This is a genomic window from Pseudomonas sp. YuFO20 (assembly GCF_035064975.1).
Lineage (GTDB): Bacteria > Pseudomonadota > Gammaproteobacteria > Pseudomonadales > Pseudomonadaceae > Aquipseudomonas > Aquipseudomonas putida_AE.
The window spans coordinates 17,892-37,191 of sequence record NZ_JAXDEO010000022.1; the positions used below are offsets into that span (position 1 = coordinate 17,892).

Here is a 19,300-nt window from a genome sequence, read left to right on the forward strand (position 1 = left end):
ATGCCCGGGGGCGGTTCAAGCTTTGTCCGTTACCTGCGCCTTGGTGGCCGGCAAGGTGAACCCGGACACCGAACGCCGCAACTGGCTGGCCATTTTTGCCAGGTTGCCAATGCTCTCGGCGGTGGCGGTAGAGCCGGACGAGGTCTGCGTGGTGATCTGCTGGATCACGTTCATAGTCAGGGAAATCTGACCGGCCGACGACGTCTGTTGTTGCGCGGCGTTGGAAATGCTCTGGATCAGCGCCGCCAGGGTCTTGGACACCCCTTCGATTTCTTCCAGGGCCACACCGGCATCCTGCGCCAGACGCGCGCCGCGCACCACTTCGGTGGTGGTCTGCTCCATGGAGATGACCGCTTCGTTGGTGTCGGCCTGGATCGCCCGCACCAGGGTCTCGATCTGCCGTGTTGCGGCGGACGAACGTTCCGCCAGGCGCTGCACCTCGTCGGCGACCACCGCAAAACCACGTCCGGCATCACCGGCCATGGACGCCTGGATCGCCGCGTTGAGAGCGAGGATGTTGGTCTGGTCGGCAATGTCATCGATCAGGCTGACAATATCGCCAATTTCCTGGGATGACTCGCCAAGGCGCTTGATTCGCTTGGCGGTGTCCTGGATCTGTTCGCGGATGTTGTCCATGCCGTGGATGGTGTTGTGCACCACCTCGTTGCCCTTGTTGGCGATTTCCACCGAACGTTCGGCCACCGCCGAGGACTCGGCGGCGTTGGCCGACACCTGGTCGATGGACTCGGCCATGTCGTTGATCGCGGTGGAGGCTTCGGAAATCTGTTGGGCCTGGTGTTCCGAGGCCTGTGCCAGGTGCATCGCGGTAGCCTGGGTTTCCTGCACGGCGGCGGCGACCTGCCCGGCTGTGAGGTTGATCGTGGCCACCAGATCGCGCAATTGATCCACGGAGTAGTTGATCGAGTCGGCAATGGTCCCGGTGAAGTCCTCGGTGACCGTGGCGGTCACGGTCAGGTCGCCATCGGCCAGGTCTTCGATTTCGTCGAGCAGACGCAGGATCGCGTTCTGGTTGCGTTCGTTCTTCTCGGCGGTTTCGCGCAGCTGGCGATTGGTTTCACGCACCATCACCAGGCCGATGAGGATGATCGACATCAACGCCGCCAGGCCCAGGACATAACCGCCGATGGTGTCGGTGTCACGTCCCCCGGCGAGGTTTTCGAAACCGCTGGCCAGGTGGGACGCTTCATCGAGCAGGGTTTGCGAGAGACTGAAGATATTGGTCGCCGATTCACGGACCTTGAACAGCTCCGGTGAGGTTTCGAGGATTTCGTCCACGGAGCCGGAAACGAATTCGAACAGCTCGGAAATCTCGATCAGCCGCGCACGCGCGTCTCGGTCCTCGACCTGGCTGACCCGCAGCGCTGCGTTGCCCTGGAGCATGCCGTTGAGCACCTGGCCGAAACGCGCCGCGTCACGGCCGAACGCATCGGCGGCCTGCTGTGAGTTTTCGTCGCCGGACAAGACGGTATTGACCGCGCCTAAAATACGTTCGGCCAACAGGGATTGACGCTGGGCCATCGCCACCTGGGCAGCCGGGGCGCCGCGCTGCAGCAGGGTTTCGACGACTTTTTCGTATTCGACCTGCAACTGCGGCACGGTTTCGGCCAGGGTCGCGGCGACCTGATGCAGCGACAACACCGTCTGCTCGCTGGACAGGATGGCGTCGGTGTTTTTCAGCAGGCGTTCCCAGTCCAGCTGCACGGCGCGCATTTCCGGGCGCACGCTGGCCGGTGCCGGTGGCAGGCCGGTAGCGGGGTCGCCTTTCTTCAGATAACTCCAGCGCCGGGCAAAATCGTTGCGCGCATCGCTGAGCAACTTGAACGCCGCAGCCTTGCCGGCAGCGGCTTCGGCGGCATTCTTGGCAATCCGTTGGGACAGCACGCGCAGCTCACCGGCGTGGCCGATGTACTGTTTGTCGTAAGTAGCCTGGGTGTTGAGGTACGCGAAGTTGGCGAACAACAACATGATGAAGATGATCAGGGCGATGAACAGCGCGATGATCTGCGATCGACTGCGCGACCCTTCCATTGGCTTGCCTGCTTTTGCTTTTGTCATCGGTCTTCGCCTGTTAACCCACTTCTGGGCCTACCAGAATCCCCTGTGGGCGCGGGCTTGCTCGCGAAAGCGGTGTGTCATCCAGGATTAAATTCGACTGGTATGATGCCTTCGCGAGCAAGCCCGCTCCCACATTAGATCGGTGTCGTTCCTGTTAAACGGCTACGTTCATGAATCCCTGCGACCGTGCCAGTGCAAACAGGCTGAACACTTGCCAGGTCTGTTCACGCTGAAACCGGCCCGTGATGAACGGTGAAATCGGGCTGTTCAACGTGTCTGCCGGCTCCAGGCTGTCCCGGGCAAAGTGCTGCAAGCCAAAGACCTCATCGACCAACAACCCGGCAAACACTTCGTCATGTTCCACCACCAACACGCGCCGCTGCTTGCGCGCCGCCGAAACCTCGTGGCCGAAGAAACCTGCCAGGTCCATGATCGGCAACAGGCGCCCGCGCAGATTGGCCACGCCCTTCACCCACGGCTTGACCCCCGGCACCAGGGTAAACCGCGGCTCGTGCAACACTTCACCGACTTCGCCCATGGGCGCGACGTACCAGCGTTCGCCCAGGCGAAAACCGATGCCGCTCCAGCTGTCCTGCCGGGTCGGCTGGGACGGCAGGTCCGCCGCCAGCAAGCGACAGCGCCGGTCGATCTGCAGCAGCAGCTCGAAGGCGGTCAATGATTCGTTCATGGCGCAGGATCAACCGGCCAGCACGTTGTTCAGGGTCTTGATCAGGGTGTCTTCGTCGACCGGCTTGGTCAGGTAGTCCCTGGCGCCCTGGCGCGTGCCCCAGACCTTGTCGGTTTCCTGATCCTTGGTGGTGATGATGATCACCGGGATGTGCCCGGTGTCCGGGTCTTTGGTCAACTGGCGGGTCGCCTGGAAACCGTTGAGGCCGGGCATGACGATGTCCATCAGCACCGCGTCGGGTTTTTCCTGGCGGGCCAGGGCCACGCCGTCTGCGCCGTTTTCGGCTTTCAATACTTCATGACCGTGCTTTTCCAGCATGCCGGTCAGTTTGTACATTTCAGTCGGCGAATCATCGACGATCAGGATACGTGCCATGGTCTTCCCCATTCTTGTCGGCGCAGGGCCCAATGGCCGAGCGTCTCTGTAGGTGTCTTACTGCGGCAAAACAGCGGCAAAGCCCGGGACATGGGCCTGGATCGCGTTCAGCAGTTCTTCCTTGCTGAAAGGTTTGGTCAGGAACTGGTCGGAGCCGACGATGCGCCCCTTGGCCTTGTCGAACAGCCCGTCCTTGGACGACAGCATAATCACTGGCGTGGACTTGAAGGCACTGTTGTTCTTGATTAAAGCGCAGGTCTGATAGCCATCCAGGCGCGGCATCATGATGTCGACGAAGATGATCCCGGGGTGGTGATCGGCGATCTTGGCCAGGGCATCGAACCCGTCGATGGCCGTGATGACCTCACAACCCACGTTCTTGAGCAGTGTTTCGGCGGTGCGGCGAATCGTCTTCGAATCGTCGATCACCATGACCTTCAAGGCGCTGGGTTGCTGTTCCATAGTGGCTCCACCGTCGCCTTTACGAATCTATTTGTCCCTCTGCGGGCCGTCGAGCCCTCGAAACCCTTGATGTTCAAGGCCCGGCACGACATGGCAGCCTTTTTAGCACAGTCTCCAAATCCAATCTATCGGCCGGCCCTGGCAGTGGTTTTTCCTTGACCGGGAACACACTCAGCGCCACTCTGACGCCACTTTTATACGCTGATCCTCTGTAGGAGCGAGCTCGCTCGCGATGGTCGTCAACGATAATGCTGACCGCCTGACACCCCGAGGCGCTCTCAGGTTTTTCGCGAGCAAGCTCGCTCCTACAGAGATCGACATCAGCCCCACATCTTGAGGAAACACCCATGAGCGTTCGTGTCGGGATTGTCATGGATCCTATCGCCAGCATCTCCTATAAAAAGGATAGCTCGCTGGCCATGCTGCTGGCCGCACAGAAACGCGGCTGGGAACTGTTCTACATGGAGCAGCGCGACCTGTACCAGGCCGAAGGTCAGGCGCGGGCGCGGATGCGTCCGTTGAAAGTGTTCGCCAACCCGGAAAAATGGTTCGAGCTGGAAGCCGAGCAGGACGCCCTGCTGAGCGACCTGGACGTGATCCTGATGCGCAAGGATCCGCCCTTCGACATGGAATTCGTCTATTCCACCTATCTGCTGGAACAGGCCGAAAGCGCTGGTGTGCTGGTGGTCAACAAGCCGCAGAGCCTGCGCGACTGTAACGAAAAGCTGTTCGCCACGCTGTTCCCGCAGTGCACGCCGCCGACCATCGTCAGCCGTCGCCCGGACGTACTGCGCGAATTCGCCGACCATCATGGCGATGTGATCCTCAAGCCGCTGGACGGCATGGGCGGGTCCTCGATCTTCCGTCACACCGCCGGCCACCCGAACCTCTCGGTGATCCTCGAAACCCTGACCCTGCACGGCCAGCAGCAAATCATGATCCAGGGCTACCTGCCGGCCATCGTCGATGGCGACAAACGCATCCTGATGATCGACGGCGAACCGGTGGACTACTGCCTGGCGCGCATCCCCGCTGCCGGTGAGACCCGTGGCAACCTCGCTGCCGGTGGCCGCGGCGAAGCCCGTCCATTGACCGAGAAGGATCGCTGGATCGCGGCGCAAGTCGGCCCGACCCTGCGCGAGAAAGGCCTGTTGTTCGTTGGCCTCGATGTGATTGGCGAGCACCTGACCGAAATCAACGTCACCAGCCCGACGTGCATCCGCGAAATCGACAATGCCTTCGGCACCGATATTGGCGGCATGCTGATGGAGGTCATTGAGAAGAAGCTGCAAGCTGCAAGCCACAAGCCGCAAGTTTGAAGCGCGTGACGTACAGCTTGTCGCTCGATGCTTGAAGCATGAAGCTAAAAACCAACATTGCGTTATCATGCCGAGCCCTTGAAAACGCGATGTTGGTTTCCTTGTCATGACCCTCCCGTCCGATCTGCCTCCCGAACTCGCCCGTTACGGCGTGCGCCCGGCCGATCGCCTCGGTTTTACCCTGTTCCTGGCGGCGCTGATCCACCTGGCATTGCTGCTGGGTGTCGGCTTCACCATGGTCGAGCCCAAGCAGATCAGCAAAACCCTGGAAATCACCCTCGCCACCTTCAAGAGCGAAAAGAAGCCGGACAAGGCCGATTTCCTCGCCCAGGAAAACCAGCAAGGCAGCGGCACCCTGGACAAGAAGGCGATCCCCAAGACCACCGAGATCGCGCCGTTCCAGGACAACAAGGTACAGAAAGTCACACCGCCACCCGCCGCCAAGCCTGAAGTCCAGGAAGCCGCGCCCAAGGCTGCCGTGACCACCGTCGCGCCGAAGCCGAAAAAAGCTGCCGCGAAAACCGAAGAACCCAAACCCGTCACCAAACCTGCGGTGGCCGCACCGACGTTCGACAGTGAACAGCTGTCCAGCGACATCGCCAGCCTCGAAGCCGAGCTGGCCCAGGAACAGCAGTTGTACGCCAAGCGCCCGCGCATTCACCGCCTGAGCGCCGCGTCGACCATGCGCGACAAGGGCGCCTGGTATAAGGACGAATGGCGCAAGAAGGTCGAGCGCATCGGCAACCTCAATTATCCCGACGAAGCCCGGCGCAAGCAGATCTACGGCAACCTGCGCCTGATGGTCTCGATCAACCGCGATGGCTCGCTGTATGAGGTGCTGGTGCTGGAATCGTCCGGGCAACCGCTGCTGGATCAGGCGGCCCAGCGCATCGTGCGGCTGGCGGCGCCGTTTGCGCCGTTTACCGGGGACCTGTCGGATATCGACCGCCTGGAAATCATCCGCACCTGGAAGTTCGCCCGCGGCGATCGCCTTTCCAGTAATTGATCGAAGATCAAAAGATCGCAGCCTGCGGCAGCTCCTACATTTGGAATGCATTTCCCTGTAGGAGCTGCCGCAGGCTGCGATCTTTTGACGTGCTTCGGCTTGTCAGTTCGCCCCTCCAACGCCACACTAGCGCTCATGAAAAACGTCAGCCCCAGCTACCTCAAGCATCACTTCCTGATCGCCATGCCGCACATGGTCGACCCGAACTTTGCGCACACCTTGACCTACATCGTCGAGCACACGGCCAATGGTGCCATGGGGCTGGTGGTCAACCGTCCGCAGGACCTGAACCTGGCCGATATCCTCGAGCAATTGCGCCCGGACATCGAGCCGCCAGCGCTGTGCCAGCACGTGCCGATCTTCATCGGCGGGCCGGTGCAGACCGACCGCGGTTTTGTCCTGCACCCCACGGGCCAGGGTTTTCAAGCGACCGTTGATCTGGAAGGTGAACTGTCGCTGTCGACCTCCCAGGACGTTCTGTTCGCCATCGCCGATGGCGTTGGCCCGGCGAAAAGCGTGATCACCCTGGGTTATGCCGGCTGGGAAGCCGGGCAACTGGAGGCCGAACTGGCGCAGAACGCCTGGCTGACCTGCCCGTACGATGCCGACATCCTGTTCAACACCAGCAGCGAACAGCGCCTGGAAGCGGCGGCCAAACACCTGGGCGTCAACCTCAGCCTGCTGACCAGCCAGGCGGGGCACGCCTGATGGCCCTGCGGTTGATTCTGGGGTTCGACTACGGCACCAAACAGATCGGCGTTGCGGTTGGCCAGGTGATTACCGGCCAGGCCCGCGAGCTGTGCACTTTGAAGGCGCAAAACGGCATTCCCGACTGGGATCAGGTCGAAGCGCTGATCAAGGAGTGGAAACCCGACGCCGTGGTGGTCGGCCTGCCGCTGAACATGGACGGCACGCCCAGCGACATGTGCGCCCGCGCGGAAAAATTCGCCCGGCGCCTGAACGGTCGCTTCAACCTGCCCTTCTACACCCACGATGAACGCCTGACCACCTTCGAGGCCAAGGGCGAACGCCTGGCCCGGGGCGGACAGAAAGGCAGTTACCGTGACAACCCGGTCGACGCCATCGCCGCCGCCCTGCTGCTGCAAGGCTGGCTCGACGAGAATGGCGCATTGTTCCAATCCTAATCCTGAAGAGCCGTCACCCGTCTCTTTTAGCTACACCCCGAGCCACCTCCGGCAATGACCCGGCTCGGGCCCAAGAAGGAGCAACCATGAGCCTGCCCAATCCCGCCGAACTGATCAGCCAGATGGCGACTGATCTCAAGGCACACCTGGAACACCGTGGCATCAGCGAACCGCGCTACATCGGCATTCGTACCGGTGGCGTGTGGGTTGCCCAGGCCCTGCTCAAGGAGCTGGGCAGCGCTGAACCTCTTGGCACACTCGACGTTTCCTTCTACCGCGACGACTTCAGCCAGAACGGCCTGCACCCGCAAGTGCGCCCGTCGGCCCTGCCGTTCGAGATCGAAGGCCAGCACCTGGTGCTGATCGACGACGTGCTGATGAGCGGCCGGACCATCCGCGCCGCCCTGAACGAACTGTTCGACTACGGTCGCCCGGCCAGCGTGACGCTGGTGTGCCTGCTGGACCTGAATGCCGGTGAACTGCCGATCCGCCCGAACGTACTGGGCGCGACCCTGTCCCTGGCAGCCCACGAGCGGGTAAAACTTTCGGGCCCGGAGCTCGAGCTCGAACTGCAAGACCTCGCCCTTTAATTCGCCCTATTGAGAGTCCCCCTCGCGATGACGCCTTTAGATACCAAGCGCCCGCTGCAGCTCAATGATCAGGGCCAGCTGCGCCACTTCCTCTCGCTCGACGGCTTGCGCCGCGAGCTGCTGACGGAAATCCTCGACACCGCCGACTCGTTCCTGGAAGTCGGCGCCCGGGCGGTGAAGAAAGTCCCGTTGCTGCGCGGCAAGACCGTGTGCAACGTATTCTTCGAGAACTCCACCCGCACCCGCACCACCTTCGAACTGGCGGCCCAGCGCCTGTCGGCGGACGTGATCACCCTGAACGTGTCGACATCGTCGGCGAGCAAGGGGGAAACCCTGCTCGACACCCTGCGCAACCTGGAAGCCATGGCCGCCGACATGTTCGTCGTGCGCCACGGTGATTCCGGCGCCGCCCACTTCATCGCCGAGCATGTTTGCCCGCAAGTGGCGATCATCAATGGCGGCGACGGCCGTCACGCGCACCCGACCCAGGGCATGCTCGACATGCTCACCATCCGCCGGCACAAGGGCGGTTTCGAAAACCTGTCGGTGGCCATCGTCGGCGACATCCTGCACTCGCGGGTCGCGCGCTCGAACATGCTGGCCCTGAAAACCCTGGGCTGCCCGGACATCCGCGTGATCGCGCCGAAGACCCTGCTGCCGATCGGCATCGAGCAATACGGCGTGAAGGTCTACACCGACATGACCGAAGGCCTGAAAGACGTCGACGTGGTGATCATGCTGCGCCTGCAGCGTGAACGCATGACCGGCGGCCTGCTGCCGAGCGAAGGCGAGTTCTACCGCCTGTTCGGCCTGACCACCGCGCGCCTGGCCGGCGCCAAGCCCGATGCCATCGTCATGCACCCGGGGCCGATCAACCGTGGCGTGGAAATCGAGTCGGCGGTGGCCGACGGCCCGCACTCGGTGATCCTCAACCAGGTGACCTACGGCATCGCGATTCGTATGGCGGTGCTGTCCATGGCCATGAGCGGACAGACTGCGCAGCGCCAATTCGAGCAGGAGAACGCCCAGTGAAGCTCAGCATTCTTGGCGCACGCGTTATCGATCCGGCCAGCGGCCTGGATCAAGTGACTGATATCCACATTGAAGCCTGCAAGATCGTCGGCCTCGGCGCCGCTCCAGCGGGTTTCGTTGCAGTAGACACCATCGACGCCAAGGGCCTGGTGGCGGCCCCTGGCCTGGTCGACCTCAACGTCGCCCTGCGCGAGCCGGGTTACAGCCGTAAAGGCTCGATCACCAGCGAAACCCGTGCGGCGGCGGCTGGCGGCGTCACCAGCCTGTGCTGCCCGCCGAAAACCAAACCGGTGCTGGACACCTCGGCCGTCGCCGAACTGATCCTCGACCGCGCCCGCGAGGCCGGCAACACCAAAGTCTTCCCGATCGGCGCACTGAGCAAAGGCCTGGACGGCGAACAACTGGCCGAACTGGTTGCCTTGCGCGATGCCGGCTGCGTGGCCTTCGGCAACGGCCTGGAGAGCTTCCGCAACACCCGCACCCTGTGTCGGGCGCTGGATTACGCGGCCACCTTCGACCTCACGGTGATCTTCAACTCCCAGGACCACGACCTGGCGGAGGGCGGCCTGGCCCATGAAGGCCCGACCGCGAGCTTCCTCGGCCTGCCGGGCATTCCGGAAACCGCCGAAACCGTGGCCCTGGCCAGGGATCTGCTGCTGGTCGAACAGACCGGCGTGCGTGCGCACTTCAGCCAGCTCACCAGCGCCCGTGGTGTCGCCCTGATCGCCCAGGCCCAGCAGCGCGGCCTGAAGGTCACGGCGGATGTCGCCCTGTACCAGTTGATCTTGACCGACGAAGCGCTGATCGATTTCAGCAGCCTCTATCACGTGCAGCCACCTCTGCGCACCCGCGCCGACCGCGATGGCCTGCGTGCCGCCGTGAAATCAGGCGTGGTCTCGGCCATTTCCAGCCATCACCAACCTCACGAACGAGACGCCAAGCTGGCGCCGTTCGGGGCCACCGAGCCAGGCATCAGCAGCGTTGAACTGCTGCTGCCGCTGGCAATGACTCTGGTGGAAGACGGCTTGCTGGACCTGCCGACGCTGCTGGCGCGCCTCAGCACCGGCCCTGCCGAGGCCCTGCGCCTGCCGGCGGGCAAGCTGGCGGTGGGTGGCGCGGCGGATATCGTGCTGTTCGACCCCGCGGCCTCGACCGTGGCCGGTGAGACCTGGCTGTCCAAGGGCGAGAATTGCCCGTTCATTGGGCACAGTTTGCCGGGTGTGGTGCGTTATACCCTGGTGGATGGGCGGATCAGCCACCAGGCCTAAGACCGCGTCGCTGCATTCGCGAGCAAGCCCGCTCCCACATTGGATCTGTGTCGTTCACAAATCCAATGTGGGAGCGGGCTTGCTCGCGAAGACTTACTGGAAGGCGCCGCGATTCTGGGCGTTACGCACGGAAACCTGGTCATTCAGTGTCCAGAAGTCATACAGCACCCCCAGAAAGAACAACCCACCCGTCACCAGGTACAGCAACCCGCTGATCCACTTCCCCTGATACATCCGGTGCACCCCGAAAACCCCCAGAAACGTCAGCAGGATCCACGCCACGTTGTATTCGATCGGCCCGGCGGTAAACCGCAGGTCCGCTTCACGGTCCATGGCCGGAATCAGGAACAGGTCGATCAACCAGCCGATCCCCAGCAAACCGAAGGTGAAAAACCAGATCGTCCCGGTTACCGGCTTGCCGTAATAAAAGCGATGAGCCCCGGTAAAGCCAAAAATCCACAGCAGGTAACCGATCACTTTACTGTGGGTATCCTGGTGCGGGACGGGCGCTTGATAGGTGTTCATGGATGACCTCGATTCACACGATAGATAAATATTCTTTAAATCTTTGTGACTTTTTTACGAGCAGCCGACGTATGGCACATGTTAGCGTCTCTCTCGCCAAACCCTTATAGCACTTGGCTTCTGTCCGACAATTGCGTCCATTCGCCGCTTATTTGGTTCCGTTGACCCCAAGGTTAATCGACCAACGGCCCCGGAAGGCACAAAAAAGCTGTTATAAAGTTGCGCGCCAACACATACGAGCCCTGCCTAATGCGTCCATTTTTCAAGACATGGCTAACCATTTGCCTATTATTGCCACTGGCCGCCCACGCCACCAATCGTGAGCAACGTCTTCCGAACGTTAATGGTTACACCCAGAAATCCCATGCCGCTGCTCCTTCGAGCAAAAGCAAGAAATCGGTCAAATCAGCTCCGCAGCTGGTCAGCAAAAGCAGCCTGGTGCCGCCAATGGGGACCAAGGAAAGCAGCAACGTGCTGAGCCGCGCCGTCAACGTCCTCGGTACACCGTACCGCTGGGGTGGCAGCAGCCCGAGCAAAGGCTTCGACTGCAGCGGCCTGGTCAAATATGCGTTCAACGACGCCACGTTTGACCTGCCACGGACCTCCAATGCCATGGCCAGCGGTCACGGCGAGAAAGTCGATCGCAACGATTTGAAACCGGGCGACCTGATTTTCTTCAACATCAAGAGCCGTCGAGTCAATCACGTTGCCATCTACCTGGGCAACGACCGCTTCATCCACGCACCACGCCGTGGCAAGTCGGTGAGCATCGACACCTTGAAGAAACCGTATTGGGAAAAGCACTACGTAGTGGCCAAGCGGGTTCTGCCGAAAGAACAGAATGCGATGCGGGTTGTGCAGCGCTGATTACAGCGGCTGAAATCCACTTCGGATGTAATGGCCTCTTCGCGAGCAAGCCCGCTCCCACATTGGAATGCATTTCCCCTGTGGGAGCGGGCTTGCTCGCGAAGGCGTCTTTGAAAGCGCCACGCCGTCGCCTCAAAAATTATCCGGCGACCGCGCCTTCTCCCGCGCCTGATCGCGACTGACCAAACCCCTGGTCACCAGATCCTTCAAACTCATATCCAGCGTCTGCATCCCCAGCGACCCGCCCGACTGAATCGACGAATACATCTGCGCCACCTTGTCTTCACGGATCAGGTTACGAATCGCCGACGTTCCCAGCATGATCTCGTGAGCCGCCACCCGACCACCCCCGATCTTCTTGACCAGGGTCTGGGACACTACCGCCAGCAACGATTCGGACAGCATTGAACGCACCATCGCCTTCTCGTCCCCCGGAAACACGTCGATGATCCGGTCGATGGTTTTCGCCGCCGAGGTCGTGTGCAGCGTGCCGAACACCAGGTGACCCGTCTCGGCAGCGGTCAACGCCAGGCGGATAGTCTCCAGGTCCCGCAGCTCCCCCACCAGGATCACGTCCGGGTCTTCGCGAAGGGCCGAACGCAAGGCTGTGGCGAAACTGTGGGTATCGCGGTGGACTTCGCGCTGATTGATCAGGCATTTGCGCGATTCGTGAACGAACTCGATAGGGTCTTCAATCGTCAGGATGTGGTGATGGCGATGGCTGTTCAGGTAATCGATCATCGCTGCCAGAGTGGTGGACTTGCCGGACCCCGTCGGGCCTGTCACCAGCACCAGCCCGCGGGGTGCATCGGTCATCTTGTGAAACACTTCGCCCATGCCCAGCTCTTCCATGCTCCGGACCTTGGACGGGATCGTACGAAACACCGCACCAGCGCCTCGGCTCTGATTGAAGGCATTGACCCGGAAGCGCGCGATGCCGGGCACCTCAAAGGAAAAGTCGGTTTCCAGATGCTGTTCGAACGCCACCCGCTGGGTATCGTTCATGATGTCGTAGATCAGCGCCTGCACCTCCTTGTGCTCCAGGGCCGGCAAGTTGATGCGCCGCACGTCGCCATCGACGCGGATCATCGGCGGCAGGCCGGCCGACAAATGCAGGTCGGACGCGCCTTGTTTGGCGCTGAACGCCAGCAACTCAGTGATATCCATAGCGCCCCTCAATTCCAGTAGAATGCCGCCAACCTCAGACCGCTGGCGCCTCTTGAATGTCCACGATAGCAGACAACATTGAACAGGTTGGTTCACGCATTCGTGCCGCCGCCCTCGCTGCCCACCGCGATGAAAACAGCGTGCAGTTGCTGGCCGTGAGCAAGACCAAACCCGCCCAGGCGCTGCGTGAAGCCCATGCCGCGGGCCTGCGCGACTTTGGTGAAAACTACCTGCAGGAAGCCCTGAGCAAGCAGCTTGAATTGACCGACCTGCCCTTGATCTGGCACTTCATCGGCCCCATTCAATCGAACAAGACTCGTGCAATCGCCGAGCACTTCGCCTGGGTGCATTCCGTGGATCGCCTGAAAATTGCACAACGCCTGTCCGAACAACGTCCTGCCGATCTGCCCCCCTTGAACATCTGCATCCAGGTCAACGTCAGTGGTGAAGCCAGCAAATCCGGCTGCACCCCGGCGGACCTGCCGGCCCTGGCCAACGCCATCAGCGCCTTGCCGCGCCTGAAGTTGCGCGGGCTGATGGCGATTCCCGAGCCGACCGAAGATCGCGCCGCCCAGGATGCCGCTTTCGCTGCCGTGCAAAACCTGCAGGCCAGCCTGAATTTGCCACTCGACACACTTTCCATGGGCATGAGCCACGACCTCGAGTCGGCCATTGCCCAGGGTGCCACCTGGGTCCGTATCGGTACGGCCCTGTTTGGCGCCAGAGATTACGGTCAACCTTGACCCCATTTTATAAGGACCTGACATGAGCAAGACACGTATTGCCTTTATCGGTGCCGGCAACATGGCCGCCAGCCTGATCGGCGGCCTGCGGGCCAAAGGTCTGGAAGCGGCGCAGATCCGCGCCAGCGATCCGGGCGAAGAAACCCGTGCCCGCGTGAGCGCCGAACACGGCATCGAAGTGTTCGCCGACAACGCCGACGCCATCCAGGGCGCGGACGTGATCGTGCTCGCGGTGAAGCCCCAGGCGATGAAGGCTGTATGCGAAGCCATTCGCCCAAGCCTGAAACCCGAGCAACTGGTAGTGTCGATCGCCGCCGGCATCACCTGCGCCAGCATGAACAACTGGCTCGGCGCCCAGCCGATCGTGCGCTGCATGCCCAACACCCCGGCGCTGTTGCGTCAGGGCGTGAGCGGTCTGTTCGCCACCGCCCAGGTGAGCGCCGAGCAGCGCCAGCAAGCCCAGGAACTGCTGTCGGCCGTTGGCGTTGCCCTGTGGCTGGACGAGGAACAGCAGCTGGATGCGGTCACTGCCGTGTCGGGCTCGGGCCCTGCGTACTTCTTCCTGCTGATCGAAGCCATGACCGCCGCTGGCGTCAAACTCGGCCTGCCGGCAGACATCGCCGCTCAACTGACGCTGCAGACCGCCCTGGGCGCCGCCCACATGGCAGTGTCCAGCGACGTCGACGCCGCCGAGCTGCGTCGCCGCGTGACTTCGCCTGCGGGCACCACGGAAGCCGCGATCAAATCGTTCCAGGCCAACGGCTTCGAAGCACTGGTGGAAAAAGCCCTGGGCGCCGCCGCGCACCGCTCGGCCGAGATGGCTGAGCAACTCGGTCGCTAATCAGCACTTAATAAGGAATCAACAATGCTCGGACTCAATGACGCTGCCATTTTTGTGATCCAGACCCTGGGCAGCCTGTATCTCTTGATCGTGTTGCTGCGTTTCATCCTGCAACTGGTGCGGGCGAACTTCTACAACCCGCTCTGCCAATTCGCCGTAAAAGCTACTCAACCGCTGCTCAAGCCACTGCGCCGGGTGATCCCGAGCATGTTCGGTCTGGACATGTCCTCGCTGGTGCTGGCCCTGATCGTGCAAATGGCGCTGTTCGCGGTCATCCTGCTGCTCAGTGGCTACTCGGTCGACGTGCTGTTCCTGGCACCCTGGGCGCTGATCGGCATCTTCGCGCTGTTCTTGAAGATCCTGTTCTGGGCGATGATCATCAGCGTGATCCTGTCCTGGGTCGCTCCGGGCAGCCACAACCCGGGCGCCGAACTGGTCCAGCAGATCACCGAGCCGGTACTGGCTCCGTTCCGCCGGATCATCCCGAACCTGGGCGGTCTCGACATCTCGCCGATCTTCGCCTTCATCACGCTGCAATTGCTGCAGAGCTGGCTGATTCCGCGCCTGGCGTACTACGCGCTGATGCCGAAGGAATTGTTTGGCCTGATCTAATACCGCGTTATCGTTCTTCGCGAGCAAGCCCGCTCCCACATTGGAATGCGTTCCCCTGTGGGAGCGGGCTTGCTCGCGAATGGCGCACCTCGGTCCAATTGAAATAAATCAGGCCCGGCCTTTGCTTGCCGCTAACCCCACCGGTCTTTAGACTTACGCCTCATTTCAACGAGAGCAGGGTCGATGCCAGCTGCCTTTCCCCCCGATTCTGTTGGTCTGGTGACGCCGCAAGTGGCGCACTTCAGCGAAGCCCTGGCGTTGGCCTGCGGCCGCTCGCTCCCGGCCTATGACCTGGTTTACGAAACCTACGGCACCCTGAACGCCACGGCGAGCAATGCCGTGCTGATCTGCCACGCCTTGTCCGGCCACCACCATGCGGCGGGCTATCACAGCCCCGACGACCGTAAACCCGGTTGGTGGGACAGCTGCATCGGACCCGGCAAGCCCATCGACACCAGCAAGTTCTTCGTGGTCAGCCTGAACAACCTTGGCGGCTGCAATGGCTCTACCGGCCCGAGCAGCATCAACCCGGAGACCGGCAAGCCGTTCGGCGCGGACTTCCCGGTATTGACCGTGGAAGACTGGGTGCACAGCCAGGCGCGCCTGGCCGATCGCCTCGGCATTGCCCAATTTGCCGCGGTGATCGGCGGCAGCCTCGGCGGCATGCAGGCGATGCAATGGAGCATCACTTACCCCGAGCGCATCCGCCATTGCGTGGCCATCGCTTCGGCACCCAAGCTGTCGGCGCAGAACATCGCCTTCAACGAAGTGGCGCGCCAGGCGATCCTCACCGACCCGGAATTCCACGGCGGTTCGTTCCAGGAACACAGCGTGATCCCCAAGCGCGGGCTGATGCTGGCGCGCATGGTCGGGCACATCACCTACCTGTCCGACGACTCCATGGGCGAGAAATTCGGTCGCGGCCTGAAAAGCGAGAAGCTCAACTACGACTTCCACAGCGTCGAGTTCCAGGTCGAAAGCTACCTGCGTTACCAGGGTGAAGAGTTCTCCGGGCGTTTCGATGCCAACACTTACCTGCTGATGACCAAGGCCCTGGACTACTTCGACCCGGCGGCCAACTTCGACGATGACCTGGCGAAAACCTTCGCCGGCGCCACTGCCAAGTTCTGCGTGATGTCGTTCACCACCGACTGGCGCTTCTCCCCTGCCCGCTCGCGGGAACTGGTGGACGCGCTGATGGCCGCGCGCAAAGACGTCTGCTACCTGGAAATCGACGCGCCGCAGGGCCACGACGCCTTCCTGATTCCGATCCCGCGCTACCTGCAGGCGTTCGGCAATTACATGAACCGCATTACGTTGTGAGATAGCCATGAGAGCTGATCTGGAAATCATCCAGGAATGGATCCCCGCCGGTAGCCGCGTGCTCGACCTCGGTTGCGGCGATGGCGAGCTGCTGACCTGGCTGCGCGACAACAAGCAGGTCACCGGCTACGGCCTGGAAAACGACGCGGACAACATCGCCGAGTGCGTGGCCAAGGGCATTAACGTCATCGAGCAGGACCTGGACAAGGGCCTGGGCAACTTTGCCAGCAACAGCTTCGACATCGTGGTCATGACCCAGGCACTGCAAGCAGTGCACTACCCGGACAAGATCCTCGAGGAAATGCTGCGGGTCGGCCGCCAGTGCATCATCACCTTCCCCAATTTCGGTCACTGGCGCTGCCGCTGGTACCTGGCGAGCAAGGGCCGGATGCCGGTTTCCGAGTTCCTGCCCTACACCTGGTACAACACGCCGAACATTCACTTCTGCACCTTCGCGGATTTTGAAGCCTTGTGTCGCGAACGTGAGGCCAAGGTCATTGATCGGCTGGCCGTGGATCAACAGCATCGGCACGGGTGGGCCAGTAAGCTATGGCCTAATCTGTTAGGTGAGATCGGTATTTACCGCGTCAGCAGTCCGGGGCTTGCAGACCACAAGGTCGCGGTCTGAATCACCACATTTCGAGGAGAACGAACATGGGTCGTCTAGCGCTGCTTCTACTCACCGCCTGCCTGAGCGTCACGGCCATGGCCGCCGATGCGATCAAAGGTGATCGTCAGGAAAAATTCGGCGACGTGACGGTGCACTACAACACCTTCAACTCCACGTTCCTGACGCCGGACATCGCCAAGGCCGCAGAGCTCACCCGCAGCAAGAACCAGGGCGTGATCAACGTTTCGGTGCTCAAGGACGGCAAGCCGCAGATGGCCCAGGTCAGCGGTACGGTCAAAGACCTGACCAGCCAGAGTGTGAACCTGAACTTCCGCCAGATCACCGAACAAGGCGCGATCTACTACATCGCCCAATTCCCGGTGGAGCAGCAGGAAACCCGCACCTTCGACATCAAGGTGCAGACCGGTGACAAAATCAACACCATCAACTTCAACCAAGAGCTCTTCCCCGGCGAATGATCAACTTCACGCAACTCGTACTGGCCAGCCACAACGCCGGCAAACTCAAGGAACTCCAGGCCATGCTCGGCGAGTCGGTGCAACTGCGCTCGATCGGCGAGTTCAGCAGCGTGGAGCCTGAAGAAACCGGCCTGTCGTTCGTCGAGAACGCCATCCTCAAGGCCCGCAATGCCGCGCGCATTTCCGGCCTGCCGGCCCTGGCCGACGATTCCGGGCTGGCGGTGGATTTCCTCGGCGGTGCGCCGGGCATCTACTCGGCTCGTTATGCCGATGGCAAGGGCGATGCGGCGAACAACGCCAAGCTGCTCGACGTGTTGAAGGATGTGCCTGAAGCCGAACGCGGCGCGCAGTTCGTCTGCGTGCTGGCGCTGGTGCGGCACGCCGACGATCCGCTGCCGATTCTCTGCGAAGGCCTGTGGCACGGGCGCATCCTGACCCAGGCCAGCGGCGAACACGGTTTTGGCTACGACCCGCTGTTCTGGGTGCCGGAGCGTGATTGCTCCAGCGCCGAGTTGAGCCCGGCCGACAAGAACCAGATCAGCCACCGCGCCCGTGCAATGGATCTGCTGCGCCAGCGTCTGGGCTTGAAATGACCCGTGAATCCTCCGCGTCGCCGCTGATCTTCGGCGGCGCCGCACAATCGCCTCGGGCTGCCCTGCCGGTGCTGCCGCCCCTGGCGCTGTACATCCACATCCCGTGGTGCGTACGCAAATGCCCTTACTGCGACTTCAACTCCCACACCGCCAGCCCCGTGCTGCCGGAAGAAGAGTATGTCGACGCATTGCTGGCCGACCTCGACCAGGACCTGCACGCCGTTTATGGCCGAGAGCTAAGCTCGATCTTCTTTGGCGGCGGCACGCCTAGCCTGTTCAGCGCCCAGGCCCTTGGGCGCCTGCTCAAAGGCGTAGAACAGCGCATCCCGTTTGCCCACGACATCGAAATCACCCTGGAAGCCAACCCCGGTACGTTCGAGCAAGAGAAGTTCGTTGCCTACCGCGCGTTGGGCATCAATCGCCTGTCGATCGGCATCCAGAGCTTTCAACAAGAAAAGCTCGAGGCCCTGGGTCGCATCCACAACGGTGACGAAGCGGTGCGCGCCGCCGGCATGGCCCGTCAGGCCGGGTTCGATAATTTCAACCTGGACTTGATGCACGGCTTGCCCGATCAATCCCTGGACGACGCCCTGAGCGACCTGCGCCAGGCCATCGCCCTGAAGCCGACCCACCTGTCCTGGTATCAGCTGACCCTGGAACCGAACACCGTGTTCTGGAACCAGCCACCGACGCTGCCGGAAGATGACACCCTGTGGGATATCCAGGAAGCCGGGCAGGCGCTGCTGGCCGAACACGGTTACGCGCAATACGAAGTCTCCGCCTACGCCCAGCCCGGGCGCCCGGCGCGGCACAATCTCAATTACTGGAGTTTTGGCGACTTCATCGGCATCGGTGCCGGCGCCCACGGCAAGCTGAGCCATCCGGACGGCCGTATCGTGCGCACCTGGAAGACCCGCTTGCCGAAGGATTACCTGAATCCGGCGAAAAGCTTCCAGGCCGGCGAGAAAGCGCTGACCAATGACGAGATGCCGTTCGAGTTCCTGATGAACGCCCTGCGCCTGACGGCCGGGGTTGAGGCGCGGCTGTACCCGGAGCGCACCGGCATGACCCTGGAAAGCCTCGCCGAAAGCCGTCGCGAAGCCGAACAAAGCGGCCTGTTGCAGGTCGAACCGTCACGTCTGGCGGCTACCGAGCGCGGACAACTCTTCCTCAACGACTTGCTGCAGAAATTTCTGAGCTGATTTCAGCCTTAAGGGAAAACGAATGGATTTGGTACTCGACCTGCTCGCCACCGCGTCTCGCTGGAGCCGCAGCAACCTCTCGGAAATCGCCCTCGCCCTGGTAGGTTGCCTGCTGGTGTTGTTCGGTGCGGATTTCAAAGGCTGGGTCGAGCAACGCCTGGGCAGCATCGCCGGCGCCTTGCGCGTACCGCTGATGTCCCTGCTGTGCATGATTGGCAGCGGTGCGGCGCTGATCTATGCCACGCCGTGGATCGTCAAGGGTTTGAGCCAGTTCAACAACTACAGCCTGGCGCCGGTGTTGTTGGTGGTACTGGTGCTGATTGGCGTAGTCGCCGACCGCCGCTGATCTCAGCCACACCCTAAAACAACTGTGGGAG

Annotated in this window: 23 protein-coding genes and 1 pseudogene; 18 read left to right on the forward strand and 6 right to left on the reverse strand. The window is 61.8% G+C overall.

Annotation, left to right across the window (positions count from 1 at the left end; all coding sequences use genetic code 11):
- Positions 1–15: 15 nt before the first annotated feature.
- From SOP85_RS14160 to pilG, 4 genes are all read right to left on the reverse strand, one after another.
- On the reverse strand, positions 16–2,076 hold the full coding sequence (locus SOP85_RS14160; protein WP_408599227.1) for a methyl-accepting chemotaxis protein: 2,061 nt from the start codon (positions 2,074–2,076) through the stop codon (positions 16–18).
- A gap of 154 nt (positions 2,077–2,230) precedes the next feature.
- Positions 2,231–2,764, reverse strand: a complete 534-nt coding sequence (locus SOP85_RS14165; RefSeq protein ID WP_323606613.1) for a chemotaxis protein CheW — start codon at positions 2,762–2,764, stop codon at positions 2,231–2,233.
- Positions 2,765–2,773: 9 nt separating this feature from the next.
- Positions 2,774–3,139, reverse strand: coding sequence for a twitching motility response regulator PilH (gene pilH / locus SOP85_RS14170; protein ID WP_085716385.1), 366 nt, complete (start codon positions 3,137–3,139; stop codon positions 2,774–2,776).
- Between the two features lie 57 nt (positions 3,140–3,196).
- Positions 3,197–3,601 carry a twitching motility response regulator PilG gene (gene pilG, locus SOP85_RS14175; protein ID WP_046818327.1) on the reverse strand — a complete coding sequence of 135 codons (405 nt, stop codon included), beginning with the start codon at positions 3,599–3,601 and terminating at the stop codon, positions 3,197–3,199.
- Between the two features lie 232 nt (positions 3,602–3,833).
- On the opposite strand from pilG, the pseudogene SOP85_RS14180 reads away from it, so the two are divergent.
- The 8 genes and pseudogenes from SOP85_RS14180 to SOP85_RS14215 form a co-directional block, all read left to right on the forward strand.
- Positions 3,834–3,911: pseudogene (locus SOP85_RS14180) on the forward strand (outer membrane lipoprotein carrier protein LolA); the annotation flags it as partial.
- A gap of 37 nt (positions 3,912–3,948) precedes the next feature.
- Positions 3,949–4,920, forward strand: coding sequence for a glutathione synthase (gene gshB, locus SOP85_RS14185; RefSeq protein ID WP_274075640.1), 972 nt, complete (start codon positions 3,949–3,951; stop codon positions 4,918–4,920).
- 106 nt (positions 4,921–5,026) lie between these two features.
- On the forward strand, positions 5,027–5,926 hold the full coding sequence (locus SOP85_RS14190) for an energy transducer TonB (protein ID WP_274075641.1): 900 nt from the start codon (positions 5,027–5,029) through the stop codon (positions 5,924–5,926).
- Between the two features lie 135 nt (positions 5,927–6,061).
- Positions 6,062–6,634, forward strand: coding sequence for a YqgE/AlgH family protein (locus SOP85_RS14195; protein ID WP_274075642.1), 573 nt, complete (start codon positions 6,062–6,064; stop codon positions 6,632–6,634).
- Entirely contained in the window at positions 6,634–7,071 is a 438-nt protein-coding gene (gene ruvX / locus SOP85_RS14200; RefSeq protein WP_323606615.1) for a Holliday junction resolvase RuvX, read from the forward strand. Before SOP85_RS14195 ends, ruvX begins: the two co-directional genes overlap by 1 nt.
- 86 nt (positions 7,072–7,157) lie before the next feature.
- Entirely contained in the window at positions 7,158–7,661 is a 504-nt protein-coding gene (gene pyrR / locus SOP85_RS14205; RefSeq protein ID WP_323627280.1) for a bifunctional pyr operon transcriptional regulator/uracil phosphoribosyltransferase PyrR, read from the forward strand.
- Positions 7,662–7,688: 27 nt separating this feature from the next.
- On the forward strand, positions 7,689–8,693 hold the full coding sequence (locus tag SOP85_RS14210) for an aspartate carbamoyltransferase catalytic subunit (RefSeq protein ID WP_046818333.1): 1,005 nt from the start codon (positions 7,689–7,691) through the stop codon (positions 8,691–8,693).
- Positions 8,690–9,961, forward strand: a complete 1,272-nt coding sequence (locus SOP85_RS14215) for a dihydroorotase (protein ID WP_274075644.1) — start codon at positions 8,690–8,692, stop codon at positions 9,959–9,961. Before SOP85_RS14210 ends, SOP85_RS14215 begins: the two co-directional genes overlap by 4 nt.
- Positions 9,962–10,054: 93 nt before the next feature.
- On the opposite strand, the gene SOP85_RS14220 is transcribed toward SOP85_RS14215, so the two are convergent.
- Entirely contained in the window at positions 10,055–10,486 is a 432-nt protein-coding gene (locus tag SOP85_RS14220; protein ID WP_323627282.1) for a TM2 domain-containing protein, read from the reverse strand.
- A 249-nt stretch (positions 10,487–10,735) separates the two neighbouring features.
- Between SOP85_RS14220 and SOP85_RS14225 the strand changes: the two genes are divergently transcribed.
- Entirely contained in the window at positions 10,736–11,353 is a 618-nt protein-coding gene (locus tag SOP85_RS14225; RefSeq protein WP_274075646.1) for a C40 family peptidase, read from the forward strand.
- Positions 11,354–11,485: 132 nt separating this feature from the next.
- On the opposite strand, the gene SOP85_RS14230 is transcribed toward SOP85_RS14225, so the two are convergent.
- The gene (locus tag SOP85_RS14230; RefSeq protein WP_323627283.1) at positions 11,486–12,520 is read right to left on the reverse strand and encodes a type IV pilus twitching motility protein PilT; all 1,035 of its coding nucleotides are present in this window, start codon (positions 12,518–12,520) and stop codon (positions 11,486–11,488) included.
- 56 nt (positions 12,521–12,576) lie between these two features.
- Here SOP85_RS14230 and SOP85_RS14235 point away from each other — a divergent pair, with 56 nt between their 5' ends.
- The 9 genes from SOP85_RS14235 (at position 12,577) to SOP85_RS14275 (ending at position 19,269) form a co-directional block, all read left to right on the forward strand.
- Positions 12,577–13,263 (forward strand): YggS family pyridoxal phosphate-dependent enzyme, encoded by a 687-nt coding sequence (locus SOP85_RS14235; protein ID WP_323627285.1) that lies wholly within the window; start codon positions 12,577–12,579, stop codon positions 13,261–13,263.
- A 22-nt stretch (positions 13,264–13,285) separates the two neighbouring features.
- On the forward strand, positions 13,286–14,104 hold the full coding sequence (gene proC / locus SOP85_RS14240) for a pyrroline-5-carboxylate reductase (protein WP_323606619.1): 819 nt from the start codon (positions 13,286–13,288) through the stop codon (positions 14,102–14,104).
- Between the two features lie 24 nt (positions 14,105–14,128).
- Positions 14,129–14,716, forward strand: coding sequence for a YggT family protein (locus SOP85_RS14245; protein ID WP_323627286.1), 588 nt, complete (start codon positions 14,129–14,131; stop codon positions 14,714–14,716).
- Between the two features lie 183 nt (positions 14,717–14,899).
- On the forward strand, positions 14,900–16,039 hold the full coding sequence (gene metX / locus SOP85_RS14250; protein WP_323606620.1) for a homoserine O-succinyltransferase MetX: 1,140 nt from the start codon (positions 14,900–14,902) through the stop codon (positions 16,037–16,039).
- Positions 16,040–16,046: 7 nt separating this feature from the next.
- Positions 16,047–16,667, forward strand: coding sequence for a methionine biosynthesis protein MetW (gene metW / locus SOP85_RS14255; protein WP_274075653.1), 621 nt, complete (start codon positions 16,047–16,049; stop codon positions 16,665–16,667).
- Positions 16,668–16,693: 26 nt separating this feature from the next.
- On the forward strand, positions 16,694–17,128 hold the full coding sequence (locus SOP85_RS14260; RefSeq protein ID WP_274075654.1) for a DUF4426 domain-containing protein: 435 nt from the start codon (positions 16,694–16,696) through the stop codon (positions 17,126–17,128).
- The gene (gene rdgB / locus SOP85_RS14265; RefSeq protein WP_323606621.1) at positions 17,125–17,721 is read left to right on the forward strand and encodes an RdgB/HAM1 family non-canonical purine NTP pyrophosphatase; all 597 of its coding nucleotides are present in this window, start codon (positions 17,125–17,127) and stop codon (positions 17,719–17,721) included. Before SOP85_RS14260 ends, rdgB begins: the two co-directional genes overlap by 4 nt.
- Positions 17,718–18,923: a radical SAM family heme chaperone HemW gene (gene hemW / locus SOP85_RS14270; RefSeq protein WP_323627287.1), complete on the forward strand. Its 1,206-nt coding sequence runs from the start codon at positions 17,718–17,720 to the stop codon at positions 18,921–18,923. Before rdgB ends, hemW begins: the two co-directional genes overlap by 4 nt.
- 22 nt (positions 18,924–18,945) lie before the next feature.
- Entirely contained in the window at positions 18,946–19,269 is a 324-nt protein-coding gene (locus tag SOP85_RS14275; RefSeq protein WP_008063519.1) for a DUF3392 domain-containing protein, read from the forward strand.
- The last annotated feature ends 31 nt before the right edge of the window (positions 19,270–19,300 follow it).

What these genes read in the sequence shown, in the direction of transcription:
- SOP85_RS14160 (WP_408599227.1), bottom strand. Translation starts at nt 2,076, where the DNA reads ATGACAAAAGCAAAAGCAGGCAAGCCAATGGAAGGGTCGCGCAGTCGA.
- SOP85_RS14165 (WP_323606613.1), bottom strand. Translation starts at nt 2,764, where the DNA reads ATGAACGAATCATTGACCGCCTTCGAGCTGCTGCTGCAGATCGACCGG.
- pilH (WP_085716385.1), bottom strand. Translation starts at nt 3,139, where the DNA reads ATGGCACGTATCCTGATCGTCGATGATTCGCCGACTGAAATGTACAAA.
- pilG (WP_046818327.1), bottom strand. Translation starts at nt 3,601, where the DNA reads ATGGAACAGCAACCCAGCGCCTTGAAGGTCATGGTGATCGACGATTCG.
- gshB (WP_274075640.1), top strand. Translation starts at nt 3,949, where the DNA reads ATGAGCGTTCGTGTCGGGATTGTCATGGATCCTATCGCCAGCATCTCC.
- SOP85_RS14190 (WP_274075641.1), top strand. Translation starts at nt 5,027, where the DNA reads ATGACCCTCCCGTCCGATCTGCCTCCCGAACTCGCCCGTTACGGCGTG.
- SOP85_RS14195 (WP_274075642.1), top strand. Translation starts at nt 6,062, where the DNA reads ATGAAAAACGTCAGCCCCAGCTACCTCAAGCATCACTTCCTGATCGCC.
- ruvX (WP_323606615.1), top strand. Translation starts at nt 6,634, where the DNA reads ATGGCCCTGCGGTTGATTCTGGGGTTCGACTACGGCACCAAACAGATC.
- pyrR (WP_323627280.1), top strand. Translation starts at nt 7,158, where the DNA reads ATGAGCCTGCCCAATCCCGCCGAACTGATCAGCCAGATGGCGACTGAT.
- SOP85_RS14210 (WP_046818333.1), top strand. Translation starts at nt 7,689, where the DNA reads ATGACGCCTTTAGATACCAAGCGCCCGCTGCAGCTCAATGATCAGGGC.
- SOP85_RS14220 (WP_323627282.1), bottom strand. Translation starts at nt 10,486, where the DNA reads ATGAACACCTATCAAGCGCCCGTCCCGCACCAGGATACCCACAGTAAA.
- SOP85_RS14225 (WP_274075646.1), top strand. Translation starts at nt 10,736, where the DNA reads ATGCGTCCATTTTTCAAGACATGGCTAACCATTTGCCTATTATTGCCA.
- SOP85_RS14230 (WP_323627283.1), bottom strand. Translation starts at nt 12,520, where the DNA reads ATGGATATCACTGAGTTGCTGGCGTTCAGCGCCAAACAAGGCGCGTCC.
- SOP85_RS14235 (WP_323627285.1), top strand. Translation starts at nt 12,577, where the DNA reads ATGTCCACGATAGCAGACAACATTGAACAGGTTGGTTCACGCATTCGT.
- proC (WP_323606619.1), top strand. Translation starts at nt 13,286, where the DNA reads ATGAGCAAGACACGTATTGCCTTTATCGGTGCCGGCAACATGGCCGCC.
- SOP85_RS14245 (WP_323627286.1), top strand. Translation starts at nt 14,129, where the DNA reads ATGCTCGGACTCAATGACGCTGCCATTTTTGTGATCCAGACCCTGGGC.
- metX (WP_323606620.1), top strand. Translation starts at nt 14,900, where the DNA reads ATGCCAGCTGCCTTTCCCCCCGATTCTGTTGGTCTGGTGACGCCGCAA.
- metW (WP_274075653.1), top strand. Translation starts at nt 16,047, where the DNA reads ATGAGAGCTGATCTGGAAATCATCCAGGAATGGATCCCCGCCGGTAGC.
- SOP85_RS14260 (WP_274075654.1), top strand. Translation starts at nt 16,694, where the DNA reads ATGGGTCGTCTAGCGCTGCTTCTACTCACCGCCTGCCTGAGCGTCACG.
- rdgB (WP_323606621.1), top strand. Translation starts at nt 17,125, where the DNA reads ATGATCAACTTCACGCAACTCGTACTGGCCAGCCACAACGCCGGCAAA.
- hemW (WP_323627287.1), top strand. Translation starts at nt 17,718, where the DNA reads ATGACCCGTGAATCCTCCGCGTCGCCGCTGATCTTCGGCGGCGCCGCA.
- SOP85_RS14275 (WP_008063519.1), top strand. Translation starts at nt 18,946, where the DNA reads ATGGATTTGGTACTCGACCTGCTCGCCACCGCGTCTCGCTGGAGCCGC.